19 protein-coding genes and 1 riboswitch are annotated in these 22,387 nt (G+C 30.1%); of the genes, 16 read left to right on the top strand and 3 right to left on the bottom strand.

Translation table 11 applies throughout. The annotated features are described in order from the left end of the window. Positions 1-390: 390 nt before the first annotated feature. The 10 genes from EI71_RS07095 to EI71_RS07050 all read left to right on the top strand — a co-directional run bounded on the left by EI71_RS07095 (position 391) and on the right by EI71_RS07050 (position 12,506). Positions 391-1,218 carry a DUF1508 domain-containing protein gene (locus tag EI71_RS07095; protein WP_162849857.1) on the top strand — a complete coding sequence of 276 codons (828 nt, stop codon included), beginning with the start codon at positions 391-393 and terminating at the stop codon, positions 1,216-1,218. Between the two features lie 142 nt (positions 1,219-1,360). Next, entirely contained in the window at positions 1,361-2,086 is a 726-nt protein-coding gene (locus tag EI71_RS07090; RefSeq protein ID WP_119016560.1) for an ABC transporter ATP-binding protein, read from the top strand. Next, positions 2,079-3,692, top strand: coding sequence for a hypothetical protein (locus tag EI71_RS07085; protein WP_119016559.1), 1,614 nt, complete (start codon positions 2,079-2,081; stop codon positions 3,690-3,692). Before EI71_RS07090 ends, EI71_RS07085 begins: the two co-directional genes overlap by 8 nt. A 129-nt stretch (positions 3,693-3,821) precedes the next feature. Beyond that, on the top strand, positions 3,822-4,997 hold the full coding sequence (locus tag EI71_RS07080) for a glycosyltransferase family protein (RefSeq protein WP_119016558.1): 1,176 nt from the start codon (positions 3,822-3,824) through the stop codon (positions 4,995-4,997). Between the two features lie 13 nt (positions 4,998-5,010). Next, positions 5,011-6,369, top strand: a complete 1,359-nt coding sequence (locus EI71_RS07075) for a glycosyltransferase family 2 protein (protein WP_119016557.1) — start codon at positions 5,011-5,013, stop codon at positions 6,367-6,369. A 145-nt stretch (positions 6,370-6,514) separates the two neighbouring features. Continuing rightward, complete coding sequence (locus EI71_RS07070; RefSeq protein WP_119016556.1) at positions 6,515-6,889, top strand: fatty acid/phospholipid synthesis protein PlsX; 375 nt, start codon at positions 6,515-6,517, stop codon at positions 6,887-6,889. Positions 6,890-6,945: 56 nt separating this feature from the next. Next, on the top strand, positions 6,946-7,629 hold the full coding sequence (gene hypB / locus EI71_RS07065) for a hydrogenase nickel incorporation protein HypB (protein ID WP_119016555.1): 684 nt from the start codon (positions 6,946-6,948) through the stop codon (positions 7,627-7,629). Positions 7,630-7,711: 82 nt separating this feature from the next. Continuing rightward, positions 7,712-8,647 carry a hypothetical protein gene (locus tag EI71_RS07060; RefSeq protein WP_119016554.1) on the top strand — a complete coding sequence of 312 codons (936 nt, stop codon included), beginning with the start codon at positions 7,712-7,714 and terminating at the stop codon, positions 8,645-8,647. A 114-nt stretch (positions 8,648-8,761) separates the two neighbouring features. Next, positions 8,762-11,695: a glycoside hydrolase family 2 TIM barrel-domain containing protein gene (locus EI71_RS07055; protein ID WP_119016553.1), complete on the top strand. Its 2,934-nt coding sequence runs from the start codon at positions 8,762-8,764 to the stop codon at positions 11,693-11,695. Positions 11,696-11,771: 76 nt separating this feature from the next. After that, the gene (locus EI71_RS07050; protein ID WP_162849856.1) at positions 11,772-12,506 is read left to right on the top strand and encodes a helix-turn-helix domain-containing protein; all 735 of its coding nucleotides are present in this window, start codon (positions 11,772-11,774) and stop codon (positions 12,504-12,506) included. A gap of 279 nt (positions 12,507-12,785) precedes the next feature. On the opposite strand, the gene EI71_RS07045 is transcribed toward EI71_RS07050, so the two are convergent. Next, positions 12,786-14,108, bottom strand: coding sequence for an IS30 family transposase (locus tag EI71_RS07045; RefSeq protein ID WP_119016551.1), 1,323 nt, complete (start codon positions 14,106-14,108; stop codon positions 12,786-12,788). Between the two features lie 205 nt (positions 14,109-14,313). Here EI71_RS07045 and EI71_RS07040 point away from each other — a divergent pair, with 205 nt between their 5' ends. Further along, the gene (locus EI71_RS07040; RefSeq protein WP_162849855.1) at positions 14,314-15,306 is read left to right on the top strand and encodes a TrkA C-terminal domain-containing protein; all 993 of its coding nucleotides are present in this window, start codon (positions 14,314-14,316) and stop codon (positions 15,304-15,306) included. A 12-nt stretch (positions 15,307-15,318) separates the two neighbouring features. Here EI71_RS07040 and EI71_RS07035 read toward each other — a convergent pair whose 3' ends face one another. After that, entirely contained in the window at positions 15,319-15,969 is a 651-nt protein-coding gene (locus tag EI71_RS07035) for a pseudouridine synthase (protein WP_162849854.1), read from the bottom strand. A 73-nt stretch (positions 15,970-16,042) separates the two neighbouring features. On the opposite strand from EI71_RS07035, the gene EI71_RS07030 reads away from it, so the two are divergent. The 5 genes from EI71_RS07030 to EI71_RS07010 all read left to right on the top strand — a co-directional run bounded on the left by EI71_RS07030 (position 16,043) and on the right by EI71_RS07010 (position 21,815). Continuing rightward, positions 16,043-16,816, top strand: a complete 774-nt coding sequence (locus EI71_RS07030) for a hypothetical protein (protein WP_119016548.1) — start codon at positions 16,043-16,045, stop codon at positions 16,814-16,816. A 107-nt stretch (positions 16,817-16,923) separates the two neighbouring features. Continuing rightward, a riboswitch (cyclic di-GMP riboswitch) is annotated at positions 16,924-16,999 on the top strand. Between the two features lie 65 nt (positions 17,000-17,064). Next, positions 17,065-18,117 (top strand): GGDEF domain-containing protein, encoded by a 1,053-nt coding sequence (locus EI71_RS07025; RefSeq protein WP_119016547.1) that lies wholly within the window; start codon positions 17,065-17,067, stop codon positions 18,115-18,117. 100 nt (positions 18,118-18,217) lie between these two features. Then, complete coding sequence (locus EI71_RS07020; RefSeq protein WP_119016546.1) at positions 18,218-18,991, top strand: lysophospholipid acyltransferase family protein; 774 nt, start codon at positions 18,218-18,220, stop codon at positions 18,989-18,991. Positions 18,992-19,059: 68 nt separating this feature from the next. Then, positions 19,060-19,353: a metal-sensing transcriptional repressor gene (locus EI71_RS07015; protein WP_119016545.1), complete on the top strand. Its 294-nt coding sequence runs from the start codon at positions 19,060-19,062 to the stop codon at positions 19,351-19,353. Further along, positions 19,353-21,815, top strand: a complete 2,463-nt coding sequence (locus EI71_RS07010; RefSeq protein ID WP_119016544.1) for a heavy metal translocating P-type ATPase — start codon at positions 19,353-19,355, stop codon at positions 21,813-21,815. Before EI71_RS07015 ends, EI71_RS07010 begins: the two co-directional genes overlap by 1 nt. 19 nt (positions 21,816-21,834) lie before the next feature. Here the strand turns inward: EI71_RS07010 and EI71_RS07005 are convergent, their stop codons facing one another. Then, positions 21,835-22,356 carry a helix-turn-helix domain-containing protein gene (locus EI71_RS07005; protein ID WP_211321069.1) on the bottom strand — a complete coding sequence of 174 codons (522 nt, stop codon included), beginning with the start codon at positions 22,354-22,356 and terminating at the stop codon, positions 21,835-21,837. Between the last annotated feature and the right edge of the window lie 31 nt (positions 22,357-22,387).

Below are 22,387 nucleotides of genomic sequence, written 5' to 3'. Positions count from 1 at the left end.
TTTGTCACAAGGAGTCAGCAGAGGTCATAGTAGGTAGAAATGCCGAAGGACTGAATGAAACTGCATATAAAGAAGCAAACAAATCTCTTGGATATGTATGATGAGCCCAAGTAATAGAAACGTATATGATATGAAAAGGCAGTAAAGTGTAATATGAATTCAATGATACTTTGTTAGCAATAAAGAAAGAATATGCAAGTTTCAAACCGCCCATTGCCGAACGGCACGATGTGGTGGTGTGAGAGGGGATGGAAGATAGTTAGAAATAATTATTTTCCTACTCTACTCGATTTTATGATAAAAATCATATGTTTTCTATTAAATTTTTTTAAAAAATGGTTTATAATTATATAAAGGCGATTCAATTTAGAGAAAAGGATGGAATATATTATGGCAACAAAGACTCCAGTAAAGGCTACTGCAAAAGCTCCAGCAAAAGCACCTGAAAAGGCACCAGCAAAGGCAAAAGAGGCTCCAAAGAAAGAAGAAGTTAAGGCACCTACTAAGGCAGTAGTTGGTAAGTATGTAATCTTTAATGAGGGCGATTTCTTTTATAAATACCGCTTATATGCAAACAATGGACAAGCAATTATCATTAGCGAAGCATACAAAGATAGAAAGGCTTGTTTAGGTGGTATTGATACATTAAAGAAAAATGTAGATAACTTAAAGATTGATTATGAAAAGGATAAGAAGGGCGCATGGTGCTTCAGATTAATTACATCTCAAGGTAGACCTTTAGCACAAAGCGCAAACTATAAATCTCAAAAAGATGCAGAAAGAGCTACTACATCATTTAAAAAATTTGTAGAAACAGATAAGATTATTGATGAGGATAATACATATTCTGATGATCATTATGATGTACAAATTATTGATGGTGATATCACTCCTTCAGCAAATGGTAAATTCTCTATTATTACTGAGGGCGGCGATTTCTATTACCAATTAAAAGCGAATAATGGTCAGGTATTATGTACATCTCAAGCATACGTATCTGAAAAGAGTGTAAAGGAAGCAATGGAAAACTTCCGTAAGAATGTATATGAAGGAAATTTCTATATTTTTATTGATAAGAGAAAACAAGCATTCTTTAAATTATATTCAAAACAATTACGTTTAGTTATGACAGGTGAAACATATAAGAATAAGGATTTAGCAATTAGTGCTGCAAAATCTGTATTAAAGTTTGCAAAGGATGCAAAGGTTGTATCTTAAAAACTAAAGTAAATGAGCTTAATACATTGTATTAGGCTCTTTTTTTGTCACATTATGATATAAATTCAACACACAAGTACGATTTTTGTGGAAAAACAATGATATTTGTTATATAATCGTTTACGGAAAGAGGTATAGTATAATGATTGAAATTAAAAATTTTTCAAAGTCTTACGTAAAAGGCGTTAAGGCTGTTGATGATTTATCTTTAACAATTGAAGATGGGGACTTATGTGCATTCGTTGGTTTAAATGGTGCAGGTAAGAGTACAACAATTAAAGCTCTAATGGGGATTTTACCATTTGAAGATGGGGAGATTTTAGTTGATGGGAAAAACATAAAATCTAACCCAGTAGAGATTAAGAAAATGATGGCATATGTACCAGATAATCCTGAAGTATATGCATTCATGAAGGGTATCGATTATATTAAGTTTATTTTATCTATTTATGGTGTTCCATTTAATGAGGGTGAAATGGAAGCATTCGCTAAGGAATTAGAGATATATAATGCCTTAGGTGATTTAGTATCTTCCTATTCTCATGGTATGAAGCAAAAAATAGTATTACTTGCAGCATTCTTGCATCATCCAAAGATTTTAGTATTAGATGAGCCATTTGTAGGTTTAGACCCTAAGGCAACTCATATATTAAAGGAAAAGATGAAAGAATATACACAAGCAGGAAATACAATTTTCTTCTCTACCCATGTTCTTGAGGTTGCAGAGAAATTATGTAATAAGGTTGCAATTATAAAGCAAGGTAAATTAGTTGCATCTGGTGCTATGGAAGAAGTAATTAAAGATCATTCTTTAGAGGATGTATTCTTAGAAATCTTCGATGAAAAAGAGGCTTTAAGTAATGAATAATTTCTTTACATTAACAAAGGTATTCTTTTTATCTGGATTTAATGTAAACAGTAAAAAGAAAAACCAAAAAAGTGCCCTTGGCCTATTTGGACTTACGCTAGTTTTATTTGCAATATCTTCTTTGGGTATATCATTTTCCATGATAATGAAGATGAAAGAAGCATCCCTTCCAATAGAATTATTCTTATGTGTATTATTAATGATGGGATTCATGTTGAATTTTATTATTTCTATTTTTCAGCTACAATCCATTATTTTTAACACTAAGGATTATGAGCTATTAGAAAGCTTGCCTATTTCAAAGCCTTGCATTATTGCAGCAAAACTATTCGCAACTTATTTAATTAATGTAGCAGAGGATGTTGCATTAATATTACCTGCGCTTGGAATATATTTTGCTAATGGAGGAACTATAGTTCCTGGAATACTTTCTTTTGTTAGTGCATTATTGATAAGTGTTGTTCCAATTTTACTTTCTGCAATTATTGGTTCAATATCTGCACTTATTTCAGCTAAAAGTAGACATTCTAATTTAATTAATATCATTTTAAGTTTATTATTCTTTGTCGTATTCTTTGGCGGATATTTCTATATTAATTATGCTGGTGCAGATATGCTTACTGGTGTACTTGATCATGTATTCTTTTTAAAGTGGATGAAGGATGCACTTTTGGGTGAATACATTAATTATTTATATTTTGTATTATTTAATTTAGGTGGTGCTATTATAGTAACACTTATGATTTCTTTAATTTATCGTCCGGTAAATACATGGCTAAAGGCAGGAGTTGTCCATGTCGATTATGATAAGGTAAAGAAGAATAACGAGAAAGTTGATTTAAACTTAGATAAGGTTTTATTAAAGAAAGAATGGAATATGGTATCAAGAAGACCACAGTATTTAATTAACTGTGTCTTAGGACAATTTTTCTTTTTAATATTCGCTATTATGTTCATATTATTACCTAATATGTTTGTTGGAGGCTCTGAAGAAATTCCTGAATCTTTACCACTTGTATTTGCAATGCTTGTAGCTCCAATGGGAATGCTAATGAATTCTATTGCAACAACAACCTCATCAAGTATTTCCTTTGAGGGAAGAAATGGTTATGAATTATTAAGAAGCTATCCAATAGATCCTATGTCTATTATTAAAGCAAAGATTAAAATAGGTATTATTCTTTCTATCACTGTTAATTTATTTGTATCTACAATTGCAGCTATAATTATGATTGTTAAGGGATTCTATATGCCATATCAATTAATACCTGTATATTTATATCCATTACTTGCAGGTATTGTTACAGCTTTAGTGGGTACATTAACAGGCTTAAGATGGCCTAAGCTTGATTTTGAAAATGAGGCTCAGGTATTAAAGAATTCTGCAGCAAGTAATTTTATTATGCTATTTGTGATGCTACCATCTATGATACTATTTGGAATACATATGACTGGTACTATTTTTGGTATACAATATTTTGAATTCATACATTATATTACATTTGGTGTAATTACTATTATTTATTTGGTTGCAGCAATCTTACTTACTTTCTGGATTAAAAAAAGAGGTAGAACTCTATTTGATCGAATAATTACAAGACATTAAATGGAAAAATCACTAATTCGTTTTGGATTAGTGATTTTCTTTCAAAAAAGAGTTTTTTCTTTCTTTTTCTTAATAATATTGGTATAATAACATAGAGTGAAACCACATATTTAAATAGGGTGATGTTATATGGCAAAGATAAAAGTCATGTTTCCTAGAGTAGAAGCGGGATTTGGACATATTATGACTTGTAATGCTGTTGAAGAAATATTTAGTAAAAAATATGGAAGCAGAGTTGAAGTTATTAATATCAATTTTTACTCGGATACACAAGATGCAAAACTAAAAAAATATGGTGAATTCTTAAAAACACAGGTAAGGAATTATACAGCACATCCAATGCTTGGACATTTTGCTACCTTCTCTTGTGAGTTTTGGGGTACGGATTTATCCACTTGGGGCACACTAAAGTTTCAGGTTCCAGGTTCTTATAAGAAGGGTATTGAATTCTTACAATCCTTTCAACCAGATGTAGTATTTTCTACACACTGGGCAACAAATTATTATGCAGAATTAATGAATCCAAAGCCATTTACAGTAATGTATTGTCCTGATGCATTATTAAATAAATTATTTAAATTTAGAGCAGATTTATCTTTAGTATCTATGGAAACAGGATATACGGAAGCGAAAAGAGATACAACCTATGACTCATCAAATCTTAAACTTGTACCATTCTGTATTAGAAATGATGCATTTAAGATGAAAGAAACAAAAGAATCTGCAAGAAAGAAATTAAATTTACCAGATAAGTTTACAGTTGTACTTGCAGAAGGTGGATATGGTAGAGGAGCAATGAAAAAAATTGTTACTAAGCTTTTGAAAGAGCATGTTCCTGTTACTGTTATTCCAGTTTGTGGTAAGAATGAAGAATTGCTAGAGTATTTTAAAAAGCTTACTCCAACAGAAGAAATTACATTCCTTCCACAAGGCTTCATTACGAATATATTTGAATATATGGTTGCATCAGATTTATTCTGTGGTAAGGCAGGTAATATGATAGCTGAACCAACCTTCTTTGGAGTTCCATCCATTATTACAGGAACATCAACATCCATTGAAACAAATATTGGTGACTATTATATTAATTATGTCCATTGTGCCGTTAAGGAATTTCATCCATCTAGGGTCGTAAAGATTATTAAAAGATGTGTAAAGGACCCTACAATATTAGTTCCTTATATTAAAGCTGCAAAAGACCATCACTCTTCCTATGGAGCTGAGGCAACCGCAGATTTACTTTGGGAAGAAATCGTAAAGAGATTCCCACAAGTATTAGATGAAAAACAAGAAGAAAATAAGTAGTTAGAGGTGACTTATGAATTACGTAGAAATAGTTAATCTTGTATTTACATGCATTTTTGGCCTATATGGTTTATTAATGCTACACTTTGTAATATTCGGTATTATTGGTGTATTTACATACAAGAAGTATCCTAAGACAGATGTTATAAACAAGTATGGTTTAATTATTCCAGCTAGAAACGAAGAGAAGGTTGTTGGTAATTTAATTGAAAGTATCCATAAATCTGATTACCCACAGGATAAATTACACATCTTTGTTATAGCTCACAACTGTACAGATAATACTGCAGAAGTAGCAAGAAGACTTCAAAAGGAAGGCTTCGCAAATATTTCTGTATATGAGTATAATAATCCAAATGAATGTACAATGGGTTATGCATTCCGTCATTTATTCTCTTGTATAGAGAAGGATTATGGTACACAAAGCTTTGATGGATTCTTTATCTTTAATGCAGATAATATTGTTGAAAAGAATTACTTTACTAAGATGAATGATGCATTTGAATATTATGATCATCAGTATGTAGTTACATCCTTCCGTAACTCTAAGAACTTTGGTTCTAATATTATGTCTGGCTTATACGGTATGTATTTCGCATTAGGCTGTGTATGCGAGTTTAGAGGAAGAAATGTTTGTGGATGCTCCACAAGAATCGCAGGATGCGGTTATGTAATCTCTTCTAAGGTTGTAGAAAATGGTTGGCCATATGTAACATTAACAGAGGACTGGGAATTCTCAGCAGACCAAATTTTAGATTCTAATAAGATTCGTTATTGTGATGAGGCAATCTTTTATGATGAGCAGCCAACAACATTTAAGGTAATGTGGCGTCAAAGAGTACGTTGGTCTAGAGGACACCTATTAGTATTATATTCTCGTGTTAAAGATTTATTAAAAGCTTTATTTAGTCCAAAAACAAAGCATAGAATGTCTACATTTGATATTGCTATGAACTGTCTACCTTTCTGTTTAGTATTAGGATTTATTGGTATTTTACAGTACATCTTATTAGCATTTGCTCCATGCTTTGGAATAGATTATAATACCGTATTATTTGGCAATCAAGCAAATGAGTGGTGGTATAATTTATTATTAGGTGATGGTGCATTATGGGGATTAGCTAGATCTACTATAGGTACATACTTTGGTATGCTAGCTCTTGCAATTATTGTGTTTATTGTATGTAGAAAGAGAATATTCCATGTAAGCTTAGGAAAGAAGATTTTAGTTTCCTTATTATGGCCATTATTCTTAATGATTCAGTTCCCTATTGATTTTGTAGCTATGTGCTCAAGAAACTTAGGTTGGAAGGTTATTCCACATGATGATAAAACAACAATTAATACGTTAGACGAAAAGAGAAAGAATTAATTCATTTAGGCTATGTCTTAGGGCATAGCCTTTTTCCTATATCGTTTACGTTACTATGAAAGTGTTTCACTAACCTTTTTATTTATTTTCTTGTTTGTTATAATAGCGAAAAGAGAGATTAAATCAGAGGAGTAAAAGAGTATTTATGGAATTGAATTTGTTTTTTAAAAGTATAATTGATCAGGATTTATGTCCTATTGTTGTATGTGATACAAAGCATACAATCATTTATATGAACCCTAAGGCTATTTCAAATTATGAAAAAAGAGGCGGAGTCTCTTTAGTTGGAAAAAGTTTACTAGGATGCCACAATCCCAACTCTGCATTTAAGATTTCTGAAGTCCTACATTGGTTTAATGATTCTAAGGAAAATAATATAATTCATACATTCTATGATGAAAAGAATAATAAAGATGGTTATATGGTTGCCCTAAGAGATAATGATGGAAAACTAATTGGCTATTACGAAAAGCATGAATATAGAAATAAGGATAATCAACCTTTTTATTCCTTTGGCTAAAAAGAATTGTTTCGGCAATTCTTTTTTTATGTTATACTAAAAAAAGAGGTATTCCTATGGCTACAGTAAAAACTATTTTAGTGAATGAAGATGTATTTTCAAACAATAATAAAACAGCAGAAGAGACAAGATTAATATTATTAAATCAAGGAACATATTTTATGAATATTATGTCCTCTCCTGGTTCTGGTAAGACCACTCTATTAACTAAACTTATACCTATGTTGAGTAAAAGGTATAAAATTGGTGAAATGGATTGTGATATTGAATCCGATTTAGATTCCAAAAAAGTAATGGAAGCATCAGGTATTGAAACATTACAAATCCATAATGGTGGATTATGTCATATTGATGCAGATATGACAAAGAGGGCTATTAATGAATATAATATAGATGGATTAGATTTATTAATACTTGAAAATATTGGTAATTTAGTTTGTCCTGCAGAATTTGATACAGGCGCTCATAAAAATTATATGATATTATCTATCCCAGAAGGTGATGATAAGCCACTGAAATATCCATTAATGTTTACTGTATCTGATGTTATTATTATTTCTAAAATAGATACACTTTCTTATTTTGATTTTGATATTGATAAAGCAAAAGAAAGAATACTTTCTTTAAATCCAAAGGCAAAATTCTTCTTAGTTTCTAGTAAAACAGGAGAAGGTTTAGAAGCTTTAGCGGATTATATTGAAGAAGAAATACATAATATAAAGAATAATAAGACAGTTTAATCTAAACTGTCTTATTTTGGTATAATGTTCAAAATTTAATATAGTTAGTGATATAATTGAAATATCAAGGAGGATAAGATATATGAATAAAGAATTTAAGGATGTCCGTATTATGGACAATTTCTATCAATCCTCATCCTTTTTTCCAATGCCACTTACATTAATTGGAACTTTAAATGAGGATGGAAGTGGAACAAGCTATGGAGCATATTCCTTAGTATTCCCATACTATATCGCAGGTAAGGAGTTTTATGCGATGCTACTAGAATGTAGAAATACATCAAATACTGCAAAGGGCTTATTAAGACATGGTAAATGTACAATTAATTTTATGCCTTATTCTAAGAAAAACTTTGAACAGCATGTTTTAATGGGATTCCCAGGAGATACTCCTGAAGAAAAGATGAAGAATTTAACAAGCTTTCATCCAATAGATTCTAAGAGCCAAGAATTAAACCCTAATGAAAAATTCCCTAAGATTTTATTTGAAGCTATTCAGGTAATGGAATGTACTTGGGTTAGGGAATTAGATGGGGCAGAAAATGATAAGGTAGAAGAAGAATATAATGGCCCATATCATAACTTTAATGGTATTACATCTAAATTTGGTGCACATTTCATTTTAAAGGTTGACCATATTTTATTAAAGGATGAATATTATAATGCCTTAGTTAATGGTGTAAATAGAAAGAACTTTGCACCACTACCTACAAACTGGGGTTATAGAGATTCTAAATTCTTCTGGTGTAGTGATTATGTAAAGCCAGATGCAATTGGTATTCCAGATAGAGAGGTTGACTTATCTAGTGTAAGATATGCTGCAGATAGATTACAAACAGATGTAAAATTTACAGATGATGCCTTAAAGATGCTTGTAAAGGTTCCAAGACCATTCTTAAAGCTTGTTTTACAGGGCTGCGTCAACTGGGCAAATGAGAATAACTGCAAGCTAATTACAGAGCGTGAAATGCAGATTATTAATGATAAGAGATCTAAGGAAAAAGGAAAATCCAAATAAATCGAAATATTTTCGATAATCTAGTTATATTTTTTAGGCCTGCATTGTGTAGGCTTTTCTTTTGTGTTAAAATAATGATAATAAGTAATATTATCGATTTTGGAGGTATCTAAAATGAAATATAAGAAGGCTCAAGCTTATTATGCTGATTTTAATACAATAGAGGTTAATCGTCTTCCTATAAGAAGCTATTTTATTCCTTTTACTACTAAAAAGGGAGCTTTAGGTTCAGATATTAAAAATAAGAGATATGATTCAGATAAGGTAGTATGTCTAAATGGTATTTGGGATTTTGCTTATTATGATAATCCAAATGATTTATTAGACACCTTTGATACAGATACAATGAAATGGGATAAGCTAGATGTTCCATCCTGCTGGCAATTTAATGGATATGGTAATCCAATGTATTTAAATGCGAGATATCCATTCCGCTTTAATCCACCAAAGATTCCAACAACAGAACCAGTAACCAAATATTTCTCCTATGAGACATGGTTTACTCATGCCAAAGAAGGAGAATATAATCATTTGGGTGTTTATCGTACCTTCTTTAATGCAAGAGAGGATAAAAGATATATTATATCCTTTTTAGGTGTATGTTCTTGTATTGAGGTATATTTAAATGGAGAATTCATAGGCTATTCTGAAGAATCTCATATGACTTCTGAATTTGATTTAACAAATCATATAAAGCCAGAAGCAAATGAGCTTGTATGTATTGTACATAGATGGTGTAATGGTTCTTATTTAGAGTGCCAGGATATGTTTAGAAATAATGGTATCTTTAGAGATGTATTATTAAAAGTAGAAGATAAGGTAGATATTTGGGATATTGATTTCAAATATAAAAAGGCTAAGGATGGGAAATATACCGCAACGATCTTAGTTGAATTATCTGGTAATGGTAAAGAAGAAATAGAAGTATCCTTAACAGGTCATGGCATTGAAAAGAATATTATAGGTACACCAGTAGATGGTAAAATTAGTGTCGAATTTAAGGATTTAGATGTTATAGAATGGAACGCTGAAAAGCCAACCCTATATGATTTAATGGTATCTATTCCAAATTCCTATGTATATACAAAGGTTGGATTTAAAAATATCAAAATTGATGATGCTATTTATTATTTAAATAATAAAAAGATTAAAATTCGTGGTGTAAATCACCATGATACATCTCCTGTAAATGGCTATACAATGACTTTAGATGAAATAGAACAGGATTTAAAGCTATGTAAGGAATATAATGTGAATACAATTCGTACATCTCATTATCAGCCAGATCCATATCTTTTAGAGCTTGCTTCTGAAATTGGTTTATACATTGTAGATGAATGTGATTTAGAGGCACATGGATGTAGAACACAATCCTTCCTATTTAATTTTAATTATTTATCGAAAAAGAGAAGCTGGATGAGCCATTATGTCAATCGTATGGAAAGACATTATGGTAGAGATAAATTACTAAAAACTCCAATTATTATGTGGAGCTTAGGTAATGAATCTGGTGATGGCTGTAATACAATGGCTATGTATGAATGGATTAAAAAGAGAAGTGATATTCCAGTTCAATATGAGGGCGCAGTATATAATAGAACAAAGGCTTATGATATTGCATCTCAAATGTATCCATCGGTAGCTGATATTACTTTAGTTGGTGAACGCAAAAGTAAGACTAAGCAGTTTAATGATAGACCATATTGGCTATGTGAATATGCTCACGCGATGGGTACAGGTCCAGGTAACTTAGAAGGTTATATGGATGTATTCTATAAATATGACAACATCATGGGTGGTTGTATTTGGGAAATGGTAGACCACGCGGTATTACATGAAGATGGATCTTATACTTATGGTGGAGACCATGGCGAATGGATTCATGATTCTAATTTCTGTTGTGATGGATTATTCTATCCAAACCGTATGCCTTCCACAGGCGCATATATCATGAAGCATGCCTATCGCCCATTAAGGCTTGAGCTTGCAAGTGAAAGAGAAATTAGAATATTTAATACCTTATCCTTCACTAGTGGTAAGGAATTTAGAATTGATTTTGAAATTAATGGAAAAGAATTCTCTTTAATTCCTGATGTCAAACCATTAAGAAAGAAAATCTTTGAAATAGATTTAGGAGAAATCGGGGATAAGGATTGCTTCTTAAATGCGAAGATTTATGAAATTAAAACAAATCGTTTAGTAGATGAAGCACAGCTTATTCTGTCTGAAGAAATAAGATTAAAGCCTAAAAAGATGCCTCTACCAGAGGAATTTAAGCTAGTAGATGGAAATCCTGTAATAGAGTTTAAAGATTCTAAAATAAATACATCGATTCCATATTCGATTCTATTCCGTGCAGGTACAGATAATGATAAGGAAAGATTCTATTTCAAAACAATGCCAAAATGGTATGATGAAAAAGAAAAAATAACGGAAACATTTATTGGTAAGGAAAAGTGTGTTGTAAAGACAATTGTTACTGCAAATAAGAATACCTTTGAGGTAGAAGATACATATTTGGGATTAGAAAATGGTGTTTTTGTAACATCTATTATTAAACCAATTTCTGTATCAGGCTTCTTACCTAGATTTGGTAAAGCATTCAAATTAGATTCAAGCTTTGATGATGTTACATATTATGGTAGAGATAAGGAATCCTATATTGATATGGTAGATCATTCTAAGATTGCTTTATGCCATTCTAAAGTATTAGATATGGTTGAAAACAACATTAAGCCTCAAGAATCTGGTAACCGTATGGATACAAGATATGCAGAATTATCGAATGGTAAAGTAACATACCGCTTTGAAGCAGTATCTGAAGCGTTCAATTTAGGTATTAAACCATATTCTGATTTGGAGCTTACAAAAATGCTACATAGAAAAGATGAGGTAAGAAGTGGAACCTATATAACAATTTCTAAATTCCAAATGGGAATTGGTACAGGTTCATGTGGACCATCAACCCTAAAAGAACATTCTTATTATGCAGATAGAGAATACAAGCTTCAGTTTATTATCTCTTGGAGTGAAAACAAAGATAAGTAAGAAATATTATACTTGAATGTATCTTTGAAAATGGTATAATAAAGGAAGAATTTTGTTTTGAAAATGGTGGTTTATTGTGACAAATTTAAAGAGACTGAGAGAAGAAAATAACCTTACAGTAAAAGATATGGCACACTTATTAAAGGTGACTAGAGGAAAGTATCTTTCATGGGAAAATGATACAGCGGATATTCCTTCTATGTATTTATATAGCCTTTCTTATTTATTTGGAGTTGGCTATGATGAAATCATTGCTTATGAGAAGCAAGATGATTTAGACTTTTCTATGAGAAGGGATGCTGTAAAGAAAAGATATACAAAAAGAATCACTAAGATTTGGATTGCTTTAACTGTGATTGTCGCTTTTATCGCAACAGCGATTTCTATATTAGTAAATCTTGCTCCTCAAATTCATGCAAAGATGCATGCGGATTCTTGTTATAGTCAAGCTGTAGATTACGTTCATGAAAGATTGGGCGATGATATGAGTGTTGAAAAACTATTGGGATACGCTAATAAGAATTGCGGAATTCAAGCAGATATTTATATGAGTAGTGTTGCTATTGTACCAGTATCTAGACAATATATGATTTTCTTTTCTAATGGTAAGCAAAAGAATATTATTGATATTTCTTCAGGCTTTTTAACTGTTGCTCATGGAAATATATATGAAGGAGAGTATTCTTATTCATTTGAAATTGTAGGTTATAGCATTTGGTATTATTTAGTAATATATGAGGATGGTAATCCACCACTAAAAGATTTAATTGATTGTTATAGTGCTTCTTTAGAAAAATCTTTAGAAAAATAAACTAAAAAGGTTAATTACAAAAGTAATTTCCGCTGATAAAGGTTGTAAAAAATAAAAATTGATTTTATGGTTAGTTTCCGCTGTTATCTGGCAGTTGAAATTAACCTTTTTATTTTCTTCAAATTGAAATTTGGTATATAATAGAAATAGGTAAAAAAATCGAAAAAAAAGAACCTAGACCTATCTTTGATAGGACTCAAATCTTTTTTTGGACTTGAATTCCGCTATGATTTTCATAAGATTAATTTACCCAGTTGTCAGATTTTTATTTAAAATGGCCTATTTCAATAACTCTGGTGAAAGTATAACTGAATTAGGCTCAATAAGCGAGATATTTAGTTTATCTAAAATCTCACGACCGAAAAAGGCATAGAATAATTCTATTGGCGTAGAATAGTCTGTGCTTTTTCTCTTTAGCGAATTTACATGCGATGTTATTTTGTTAAAATCATTTTGGTTAAAATCGTTAAGAGAACTACCTTTTGGAATAATATATCTAAACAATTCATGAGTTCTTTCACATGATCCTTTTTCGCCACTACATTGAGGATGACAAAAATATAAATCCGTTCTTAATTCGCCATTTTCTGGGTCATACATTATTCCATCAATATCTGTGAATTCACTACCATTATCAGTTAATATTGTTCCAAATATTTTTTTGTAATTCTCAATTCCAATTATAGATTGAATAGTATTAAGAGTATTAACCACAGTTGCTGCAGTCTTATCGTTCATTATGAAATATAATTGTAATTGGATTTTAACTATCTTAAGTGACAAGCATACTTTTCCACCTTTAACACCTTCAACTGTATCCATTTGAGTATATGTTAAATCAGGATTTTTAGCCAACAGATCTAGAAAGTCTTCATAATGTCTTCCGACTTTTTTGTTTTTCAAAATTTTTGAGTTTTGAGGTTTGGTACCATTAAGTCCTTTAAAGTATGCGATTCTATGTGTATCCAATATATTTGCGTTAAAATATCCTTTATGAAGGTATGTATAAGCTGTTGTTACACAAATCGGTACGTTATTAGAATGTAGTATGTGTTCTATACTTTGTTTTTTCTTTAATCCAGATGATATGACTTCATTAATTTTTTCAAATTCTTTTTGAGTCATATAAACGCCTTGTCTTGAATCGGTTAACGTATATTCATATGATTCGTGAGCTGGAATAGGATTATAATAACTTTTTGACAGTGTACAATGTCCTCTTTTATGACACCCATTACATACCCAAGGGAACCGTAGGAGATGTTTACATGTATATTTTTCGTAATACTCACATAAGTATGCTTGTATATTGCTATTTTGTTTAAATTCACATTTTGCCTTTTTTACACAGGTATTACATACTTGAGACATGACTTTATAGTTTGGTTGTCTTTTATCTATTGGAGTACGTCTAGCTTTAACTTCTTTAGAAATAGTAGTAGGATCTTTTTCTAATATATCGCTAATGCTATTTAATGTTACTATCATTGAACCATTCAAGGCTCGATTATTTTTAATTATATCTTCAATAGTAATTCTGTCTTTAAGCGTTAATGCCTTACCATATTTTTTACTATCTATATGCTTAGTGTTTGTTGCCATAATAGCCTCCGTCTATCTGACTAACTGGTAATATTTATTATAGCGGAATTTACATATGAAAGTCTTTTTTAAAGTTACAACCTTTATCAGCGGAAATTACTTTTGTAATTAACCAAATAAACTAAAAAGTCTTCATTTGAAGGCTTTTTCTTTTCAAATCAATAAGTTTCATTTATAATATTAGTATTAAAGGATGTGTGTGTATATGGATTTTATGACATCAGTCATCTTGATTATGGTATTCGTAGTCATTTATGTCATCTTAATACAAATATTTTCAGTGCTTTTTCGTATTACAGGTCTTACTAAAGAAAAAGCGAGCTTTCAGGCTATTTCTTTATTAACTAGCTGTGGTTTTACTACAGGTGAAAGTGAAGTTATTACTTCAGATAGAATAAGAAGAAGAATTGCCATTGCTGCTATGATTTCAGGTTATAGTTTTTCAGTAGTAATTGTATCCCTATTAATCAATGTGTTTATGAATGCAGGAAATGGAGTATCAGAATCCAATCATTTTTGGATATTTATATCCTTTGGTGGTTTTATTCTATTTTTGATTTTCATGCAAATTCCTGTTGTTAAAAGATTATTTGAAAGAATAATAGAAGCAATCGCATCTATCGTTTTAAGAAGAAATAATAGAGAAAATATCATTACTCTTTTAGATAATTATGGTAAGGATGCCATTGCAGAAATCTATTTAAATAGAGTACCTGATTTTATGGTAGATACTACAGTTATAGACAGTAAGATTAAAGAAAAATATAAGATTAATATCTTAATGTGTAAAAGAAATGGTAAGATTTTAGATGTTACTAAAGATACTATATTTAAGAAAAAGGATTCTTTAGTTGTATTTGGTTCTTATTCTGGTATAAGAAATTGCTTCACGAAAAAGGCACGAGAAACAAAGAAGAATGTCATTGAGCTTATTGAAGAATATGGTGATGAGGCCATGACAGAAATTCAATTAAATCGTCTACCTGATTTCTTAAAGGATAAGGGTTTATATGAAAGTGGATTAAAGATTAATTATAATATTAATTTATTAACCATCAAAAGAAAAGATACTATTGTACCTATTACCGCAACAACAATGCTTCAGCGTGGAGATATAATCGTTGTGTTTGGTACATATACAAAAATAAAAGAAGCATTCGCAGATAAAGAAAATGAAGAAAATGTGGACAAGGACTAGCCTTGTCCATTTTTATGGTTTAAATTCAATTATATCTCCTGGTTTCATATCATTTAGATAATAATTTGAAATTCTTATTCTTTTTAATTCAACTACTTTATTATTACACATTTGAACTAATCTTCTAATTTGATGATATAATCCTTCAAATAAAATGATAGAAAAAGTATAATCATCTATTTTCTTTACCTTTGCAGGCTTAGTCATTTTTCCATCCATAAGGTAGGATTTTCCCATACCATTTAAAAAATCTATAGTAATACTTTTAGAAACTTTTACAATGTATTCCTTTTCATGTTCATTTTTATCTCCTGTAATTTTGTTTAAAAAATTACCATCATTCGATAAAACCATTAATCCTTCAGATTCTTTATCTAATCTTCCGGCAGGAGTAACCTTAAAAGGAATATTTATTTGATTTATATAGCTATTTTCTTTATTTGAAATAGTAGATAAAATACCTTTTGGTTTATAATATAAATAATAATGAAATTGAATCATTTCTATTTTATTTCCATCTATAGATACAATATCATTTGGGTTTATTATTGTAGATAGTGGAACAACTATATTATTTACAGTGACCTTATGTTTATTCATATATTCTGTTAATTCTAGTCTAGTTAAATCTAGACTATTTTTTAATAAATTATATAGTCTCATAGTATACCTCATATTTTATTTTACCAAAAATGAATAAATTATTGTATAATTATTTATACGAGGTGGTGATTCTATGAAAAGTATAGTTAAAGGAATTATAGGAACTATATTAGGAACCCTCTATGTTTATTTTTGTATTAATGGGTATCCTTCCGAATGGATTGTACATGGTTCATTTTTAAGTATGGGTACACCTATATTAAGACAGCTTGTGAATTCTTGTATATTCTTTTTACTCGCTCCTCTAACCTCTCTTTTATTAGGCTATTATAAAAAGATGAATGAAGGAGTAGTTGTAAAATATGGAATTTTATTTTTAGCAGTTTTATTTATATCTTTGATTGCTGAATTTATTGGTCATATTGGTGATTATAAATTTGCGCCTACATTTGATGTAATATTCTTTGATGCATTAGCGAATGGATTCTTAAGAAATGCATCGATTATTTTATCATTGGTATTATTTACAAAATCATTAACCTTATTCCCTTTAGGAAAGTATAAGGATTTTATTATAATAGCTTTATCTATTTTATTATATGTTTTAGTAACTATAATATATCATATAGGCTTTTCATCACTAGCTATGACATATCATATAGCTATTGGATTTGGTATGGGTTTACTTACTTCTTATTTTGTTTTAAATGAAAATTCTTTAGTGATTCCTGCAATATTCTTTGGTCTTGTTGGTATTACAAGGCTTCCAAGCTATTATGCAATGGATAGTGAAACACAAGTAGTTACTTATGTCATATTAATCTCTATGTATTTTATTGTAGGTATTATTATGATACTTGCAGAAGTATATTTATTTACACATAAATCAAAAGAAGTTATGGAATAAATTATTAATATTTGTTACATATCTTTGAATTCTTTTTAATAACACAACATAATTTTGGTTATCCCATTGACAGCGCTTTCGAAATGTTGTAAATTTGAAGTGTAAAGAATTGAATAGGGCAAAGTATTCGAAAGGATATGACGCAAAGCTATAGGGCCTTTAAAATGGCAGCCAGTTGCATAAAATATTTGCAAATTTAGCTTACGGAATATTCGTAAGCTTATTTTTTTTAAGGGAGGGGATATCATATGCTGATGGAAGAATTAATTTTAAAGCATAAGTATTTTCAAGCTATTCGTATGAAAAATGGACAAATATTAGATCCACTTACCAAAACGATAGCTAGAAGTCCAATGATTTCCTACATTAAGTATTTAATTAAGAATAATATTCCATTTACTATGGGGATATTTGATGTTGATAATTTTAAAAATGTCAACGACAATTATGGACATCAAATAGGTGATGAAATATTAGTTAATTTTTCAAGGAATGTAATGAATTCCTTTGGAAGTACTGCTGTAATGGGAAGATATGGTGGAGATGAGTTTTTAATTGTAAGAGAAGGGGAGAAGTCCTATGATGAAATCAATGAATTTGTAGGACATATTTATAATACTGGAGTCAGAAAGCCAATATTACTTTCTACAGGTAAATCCTTAATGGTTTCTGCAACAACAGGTATTTGTACATTTCCTAAGGATGGAAAGAAATATGAAGAATTATTCTTACTTTGTGATAAATGCTTATACTTTGGTAAGCATGAAGGAAGAAACTGTTATACGATATATGTAGAATTACTTCATTCGAAAATAGATTTATCTAAAACAAAGAAAAGAGGAATATCTGAAAGAATTATAAAGCTTTATAAGATTTTAGCGAATGCAGAAAAAAAGAATAAGGCTTATAAGGGTATGGAATATATTACAAATGATATGTCCATTTCAGGTGTTGCTTATTTTAATAAAAATAAAATCCAAATATCTTATGAAAAGAATGAGGAATATGGTAAACCACCATTATTACCCGATGACTTTATCAAGGATTTAGAGGAAAAGGAATACATAAGGGTAGACGATATTGAAAGAATAAAAGAAAAAGATCCGGCCCTTTATGAATTTTGTTATAAGAATAATCTTTTATCCTTTGTTGTATTCCGTGTTACAGAAAAAGAGAAGAAGCTAGGTTATGTAATGTTTTATGATTCTGACTTTAGAAGAGTATGGCAAGAAGATGATTTAGCTGTATTTGTAGTCTTTGTAAAGTCTTTAGGAATGATTACTCATTTCGGTATTGTATAAGAGGTCATGTGACCTCTTTTCTAATGTTTTAATAGCATCTTGTAATTTAGTAATAAGTATAGTATACTTAACAAGCAACACTTATGAAAGGGGGATTATAATGAAAAGAAAAACATATTATTATTCATCTTATACCGATGACTTTGGTATAACAGAGAATGTTAAAAAGACCATAGTTGGAGATGATTATAAATATAATCCAAGTAATCTATTTAGTTTTTTATGGTATTACTTAATCGCTATGCCTATAGCTTTTCTTATTATGAAGATCTCCTTTCACTATAAATTTATAAATAAAAAGATAATAAAAGAAGTTAAAAAGACAGGATTTTATGTATATGCAAATCATACAAATTTTGTAGGAGACGCATTAATGCCAAGCCTACTTCAATATAGAAGAAATAATATTATTGTAAGAAGCGATACAGTTTCTATTACAGGTATAAAGCATTTAGTTAAGGACTTAGGTGCACTACCCTTAGGAGATACCTATAAAGCAAGTAAGAATTTATTAAAGGAAATGAAAAAAAGAATAGAGAAAAAAGAATCTATAACGATTTATCCTGAGGCTCATATTTGGCCATATTATACAGGTATTCGTCCTTTTTCTAGTTCTTGTATGAAATATCCTATCATGATGGGGGTACCATCTATTGCGATGACGATTTGTTATCAAAGGAGAAGATTTGGTAATAAACCTAAAATGGTAGTATGCTTAGATGGACCATTCTACCCAGATTTAGATTTACCAAATAAAGAAAGAGAAGAAAAGCTTGCGGATGATATATATGCTGCATTAAAAACAAGAACTATGCAGTATTCTACATATTCTATAAATGAATACATTCATAAGCCTAAAGAAGAAAGCAAATAATCTTTCTTTTTTAATATCTTGACATATACCCCTAGGGGGTATATACTATTTGTGCTGGAGGTGAAGATATGGAATGTTCATGCAATAAAAAAATGAAAGTGAGAACAGATGAAGAAAAGAAGGAAATCACAACTAGAATTAACCGAATAATTGGTCAATTAAATGGTGTTAAAAATATGATTTTAGAGGATAAGTATTGTAATGATGTTTTAATACAGTTATCCGCAGTAGATAAATCTGTAAAAAGCTTAGCGAATGTTGTATTAGATTCTCATATGCATACTTGCTTAATAGAGCATATTGAAAATAAAGACTATGCCATTATAGATGAGATTATAGATTTAGTAAGGAGATTCCAATAATGAAAAAGAAATTTAATGTTACTGGAATGACCTGTGCGGCCTGCCAAGCCCATGTAAAAAAGGCAGTAGAGAGCTTAGAGGGTATTGAATCTGTAAATGTAAATTTATTACAAAATACAATGGATGTATCTTATAAAGAAGATGTATGTTCTATAAAAAATATAGAAGATGCCGTATCTAAAGCAGGCTATAAGGCCTCCTTACCAAAGGAAAAGATAGAAATAAAGGAAAAGGATAATTCTTTATTAAATCTGATTATATCTATTATATTTTTATTCATATTAATGTATTTTTCTATGGGACATATGATGTGGGGTTGGCCTATATGGGATATTTTTAACATGCATTATTCTAAAATGGGCTTTGCCTTAATCCAATTCCTTTTAGTCTTACCTATTATTTATCTAAATAGAGGATATTTTATAAGAGGATATAAAAGATTATTTAAGGGTCCAACTATGGATTCTTTAATTGCCGTAGGCGCAACAGCCTCCATTCTTTATAGTATATATGCATTATTTTCTATTGCATATGACCCAAGTGATTCTAAAATGCTTCATATGAGTCTATATTTTGAAGCTGCAGGAATGATTTTAGTGTTTGTATCCTTAGGTAAATACTTAGAGAATCTATCGAAAAAGAAAACTTCCAAATCATTAGAATCCTTATATAGCCTTGCACCTAAAAATGCAAGACTACTTAAAAATGGTATAGAGGTTATTGTAGGGGTAGAAGATATTCATGTTGGAGATATTGTAATTATAAAAAAAGGTGATGTAATTCCTGTAGATGGTATTGTAAAAAAAGGAAATGCATCCATTAATCAAGCAAATATTACAGGAGAATCTATTCCTGTATATAAAGTAGAAAATGATATATTATATTCTTCAACCACAGTAGAAAATGGTTATATAGAAATGGAAGCTACTAAGGTAAATGAAGATACTACATTTGCCCATATTATTCATTTAGTTGAAGAAGCAGCAAATTCCAAAGCACCTATATCTAAGCTTGCAGATAAAATTGCAGGAATCTTTGTTCCAATTATATTTATCATAGCTATTTTGGTATTTATTGCTAATTTCTTATATGTTCAGTTTAATAATTTAGATTATGTTACAACAAATGCCTTTGAAGTAGCATTCAATTATGCAATTACTGTTATTGTAATTGCTTGTCCATGTGCACTTGGTCTTGCAACTCCTGTTGCGATAATGGTAGGTACAGGCAAGGGTGCTGAAAATGGTCTTATTATAAAAAATGCCGAAATTCTAGAAAGAACAGGTAAAATAGATACAGTTGTTTTTGATAAAACAGGTACGATTACTATTGGACATCCAATAGTAACAGACATTACTATAAATGATGAAATATTGTCTAAAATATATTCTATTGAATTATTATCGAATCATCCATTATCTAAAGCAATTATTGAATATGCAGAGAATAAGAATTTAAAAAAGTATTTAGTTAAAGATTATCAAGCCTTAGATGGAATGGGATTAAAGGCTAAGGTAGTAGACAATGAATATTATATTGGTAATATAAAAGGTATAAATGAACCAATGGATTATTCTAATCTAGAGGATGAAGGTAAAACAGTTCTCTATATAAAAGAAAATGATAATTTTTTAGGTATTATTGCAGTAAGAGATGAGGTAAAAGAGAACTCCAAAGAAGCTATTTCCTTATTAAAGGATATGAATATTCATGTAGTAATGCTTACAGGAGATAATGAAAAAACTGCAAATGCTATATCCAAAATGGTTGGAATTGATACTGTAATATCTAATCTCTTACCAAGCCAAAAGGCAGAGGTAATCGATAGCTTAAAAAAAGATGGTAAGCTTGTATCTATGGTTGGGGATGGTGTCAATGATGCAGTAGCACTAGCTAAATCGGATTTAGGTATTGCGATAGGATCTGGAAGCGAAGCTATAAGAGAAAATTCAGATATTGTATTAGTTAGAAATGATATTCTAGATGTAGTAAATGCGATTATGCTATCTAAAAGAACTGTATTTACTATAAAGTTAGGATTATTCTGGGCATTCTTTTATAATTTCATTTGTGTTATTTTAGCATCAGGAATTTTCTATCATATAAGTAAAGGTAGCTTCCAAATGAAGCCAGAATATGGCTCTATAGCGATGAGTATATCATCTGTATCTGTAGTATTAAATGCTTTATCTATTAATTTCTTTAAATTAAAAAGAAGTAAAAATATAATAGAAGAAAAGAAGGAGGAAGAAGAAATAATGAATAAGGTTGTAATACCTGTTGAAGGTATGATGTGTAAGCATTGTAAGGCTCATGTAGAAGAGGCTTGCAAGAATGTTTTAGGTGTAGAAGATGCTGTTGCATCCCTAGAGGATAAGAATGTAACTGTTACATTAAATAAGGATGTTAGTATAGATACACTTAAAAATGCGATTAATGAAGCTGGCTATGAAGCAAAATAAAAAGACCCTCGGGTCTTTTTTATTTGCTGTATTTATTTATTGCATTTTCAATTTCTAAAAGCATCTTTTCGCTTTTTATATAAGATTGAATATCATCCATATTAAACATCTTGTTTTCAAAAATAATTGCTTGCAAAATTGCTTCTGTATATAGAACTTCTCTATGCTTTATTAAGGCCTCTTCAAAATCAAAATTCATTTTTGTACTAATACCTTCTTTTATTCCTAAATAGAACATACTATGCTCACCAAATGCTTGTCGAATAGTTTCTATTGCTTCAAAGCCATTAATAATTTCTTTAACAGTTGCTTGTTTTCTTTTACCACAGATTAGTGTACCACCATTTAATAATAAGTCTGTTGTAGTTCCTAATATATCTGCAAGATCTAATAGTATACTTGAATCTGGCAATGCAAGACCTCTTTCCCATTTAGAAACTGCTTGAAAGCTAACATTAAGTTTTTCTCCAAGTTCCTGTTGAGTGAGGTTGTTTTTAATTCTTAGTTTTTTAATATATTCTCCAATTTTAATAATATCCATTATTCTTTTCTCCTACACTACCAATTATATG

The sequence above is a fragment of the Anaeroplasma bactoclasticum genome (assembly GCF_003550015.1).
GTDB classification, from domain to species: Bacteria; Bacillota_I; Bacilli_A; order Acholeplasmatales; family Anaeroplasmataceae; genus Anaeroplasma; species Anaeroplasma bactoclasticum.
This window is presented reverse-complemented; position numbering and strand designations above follow the sequence as displayed.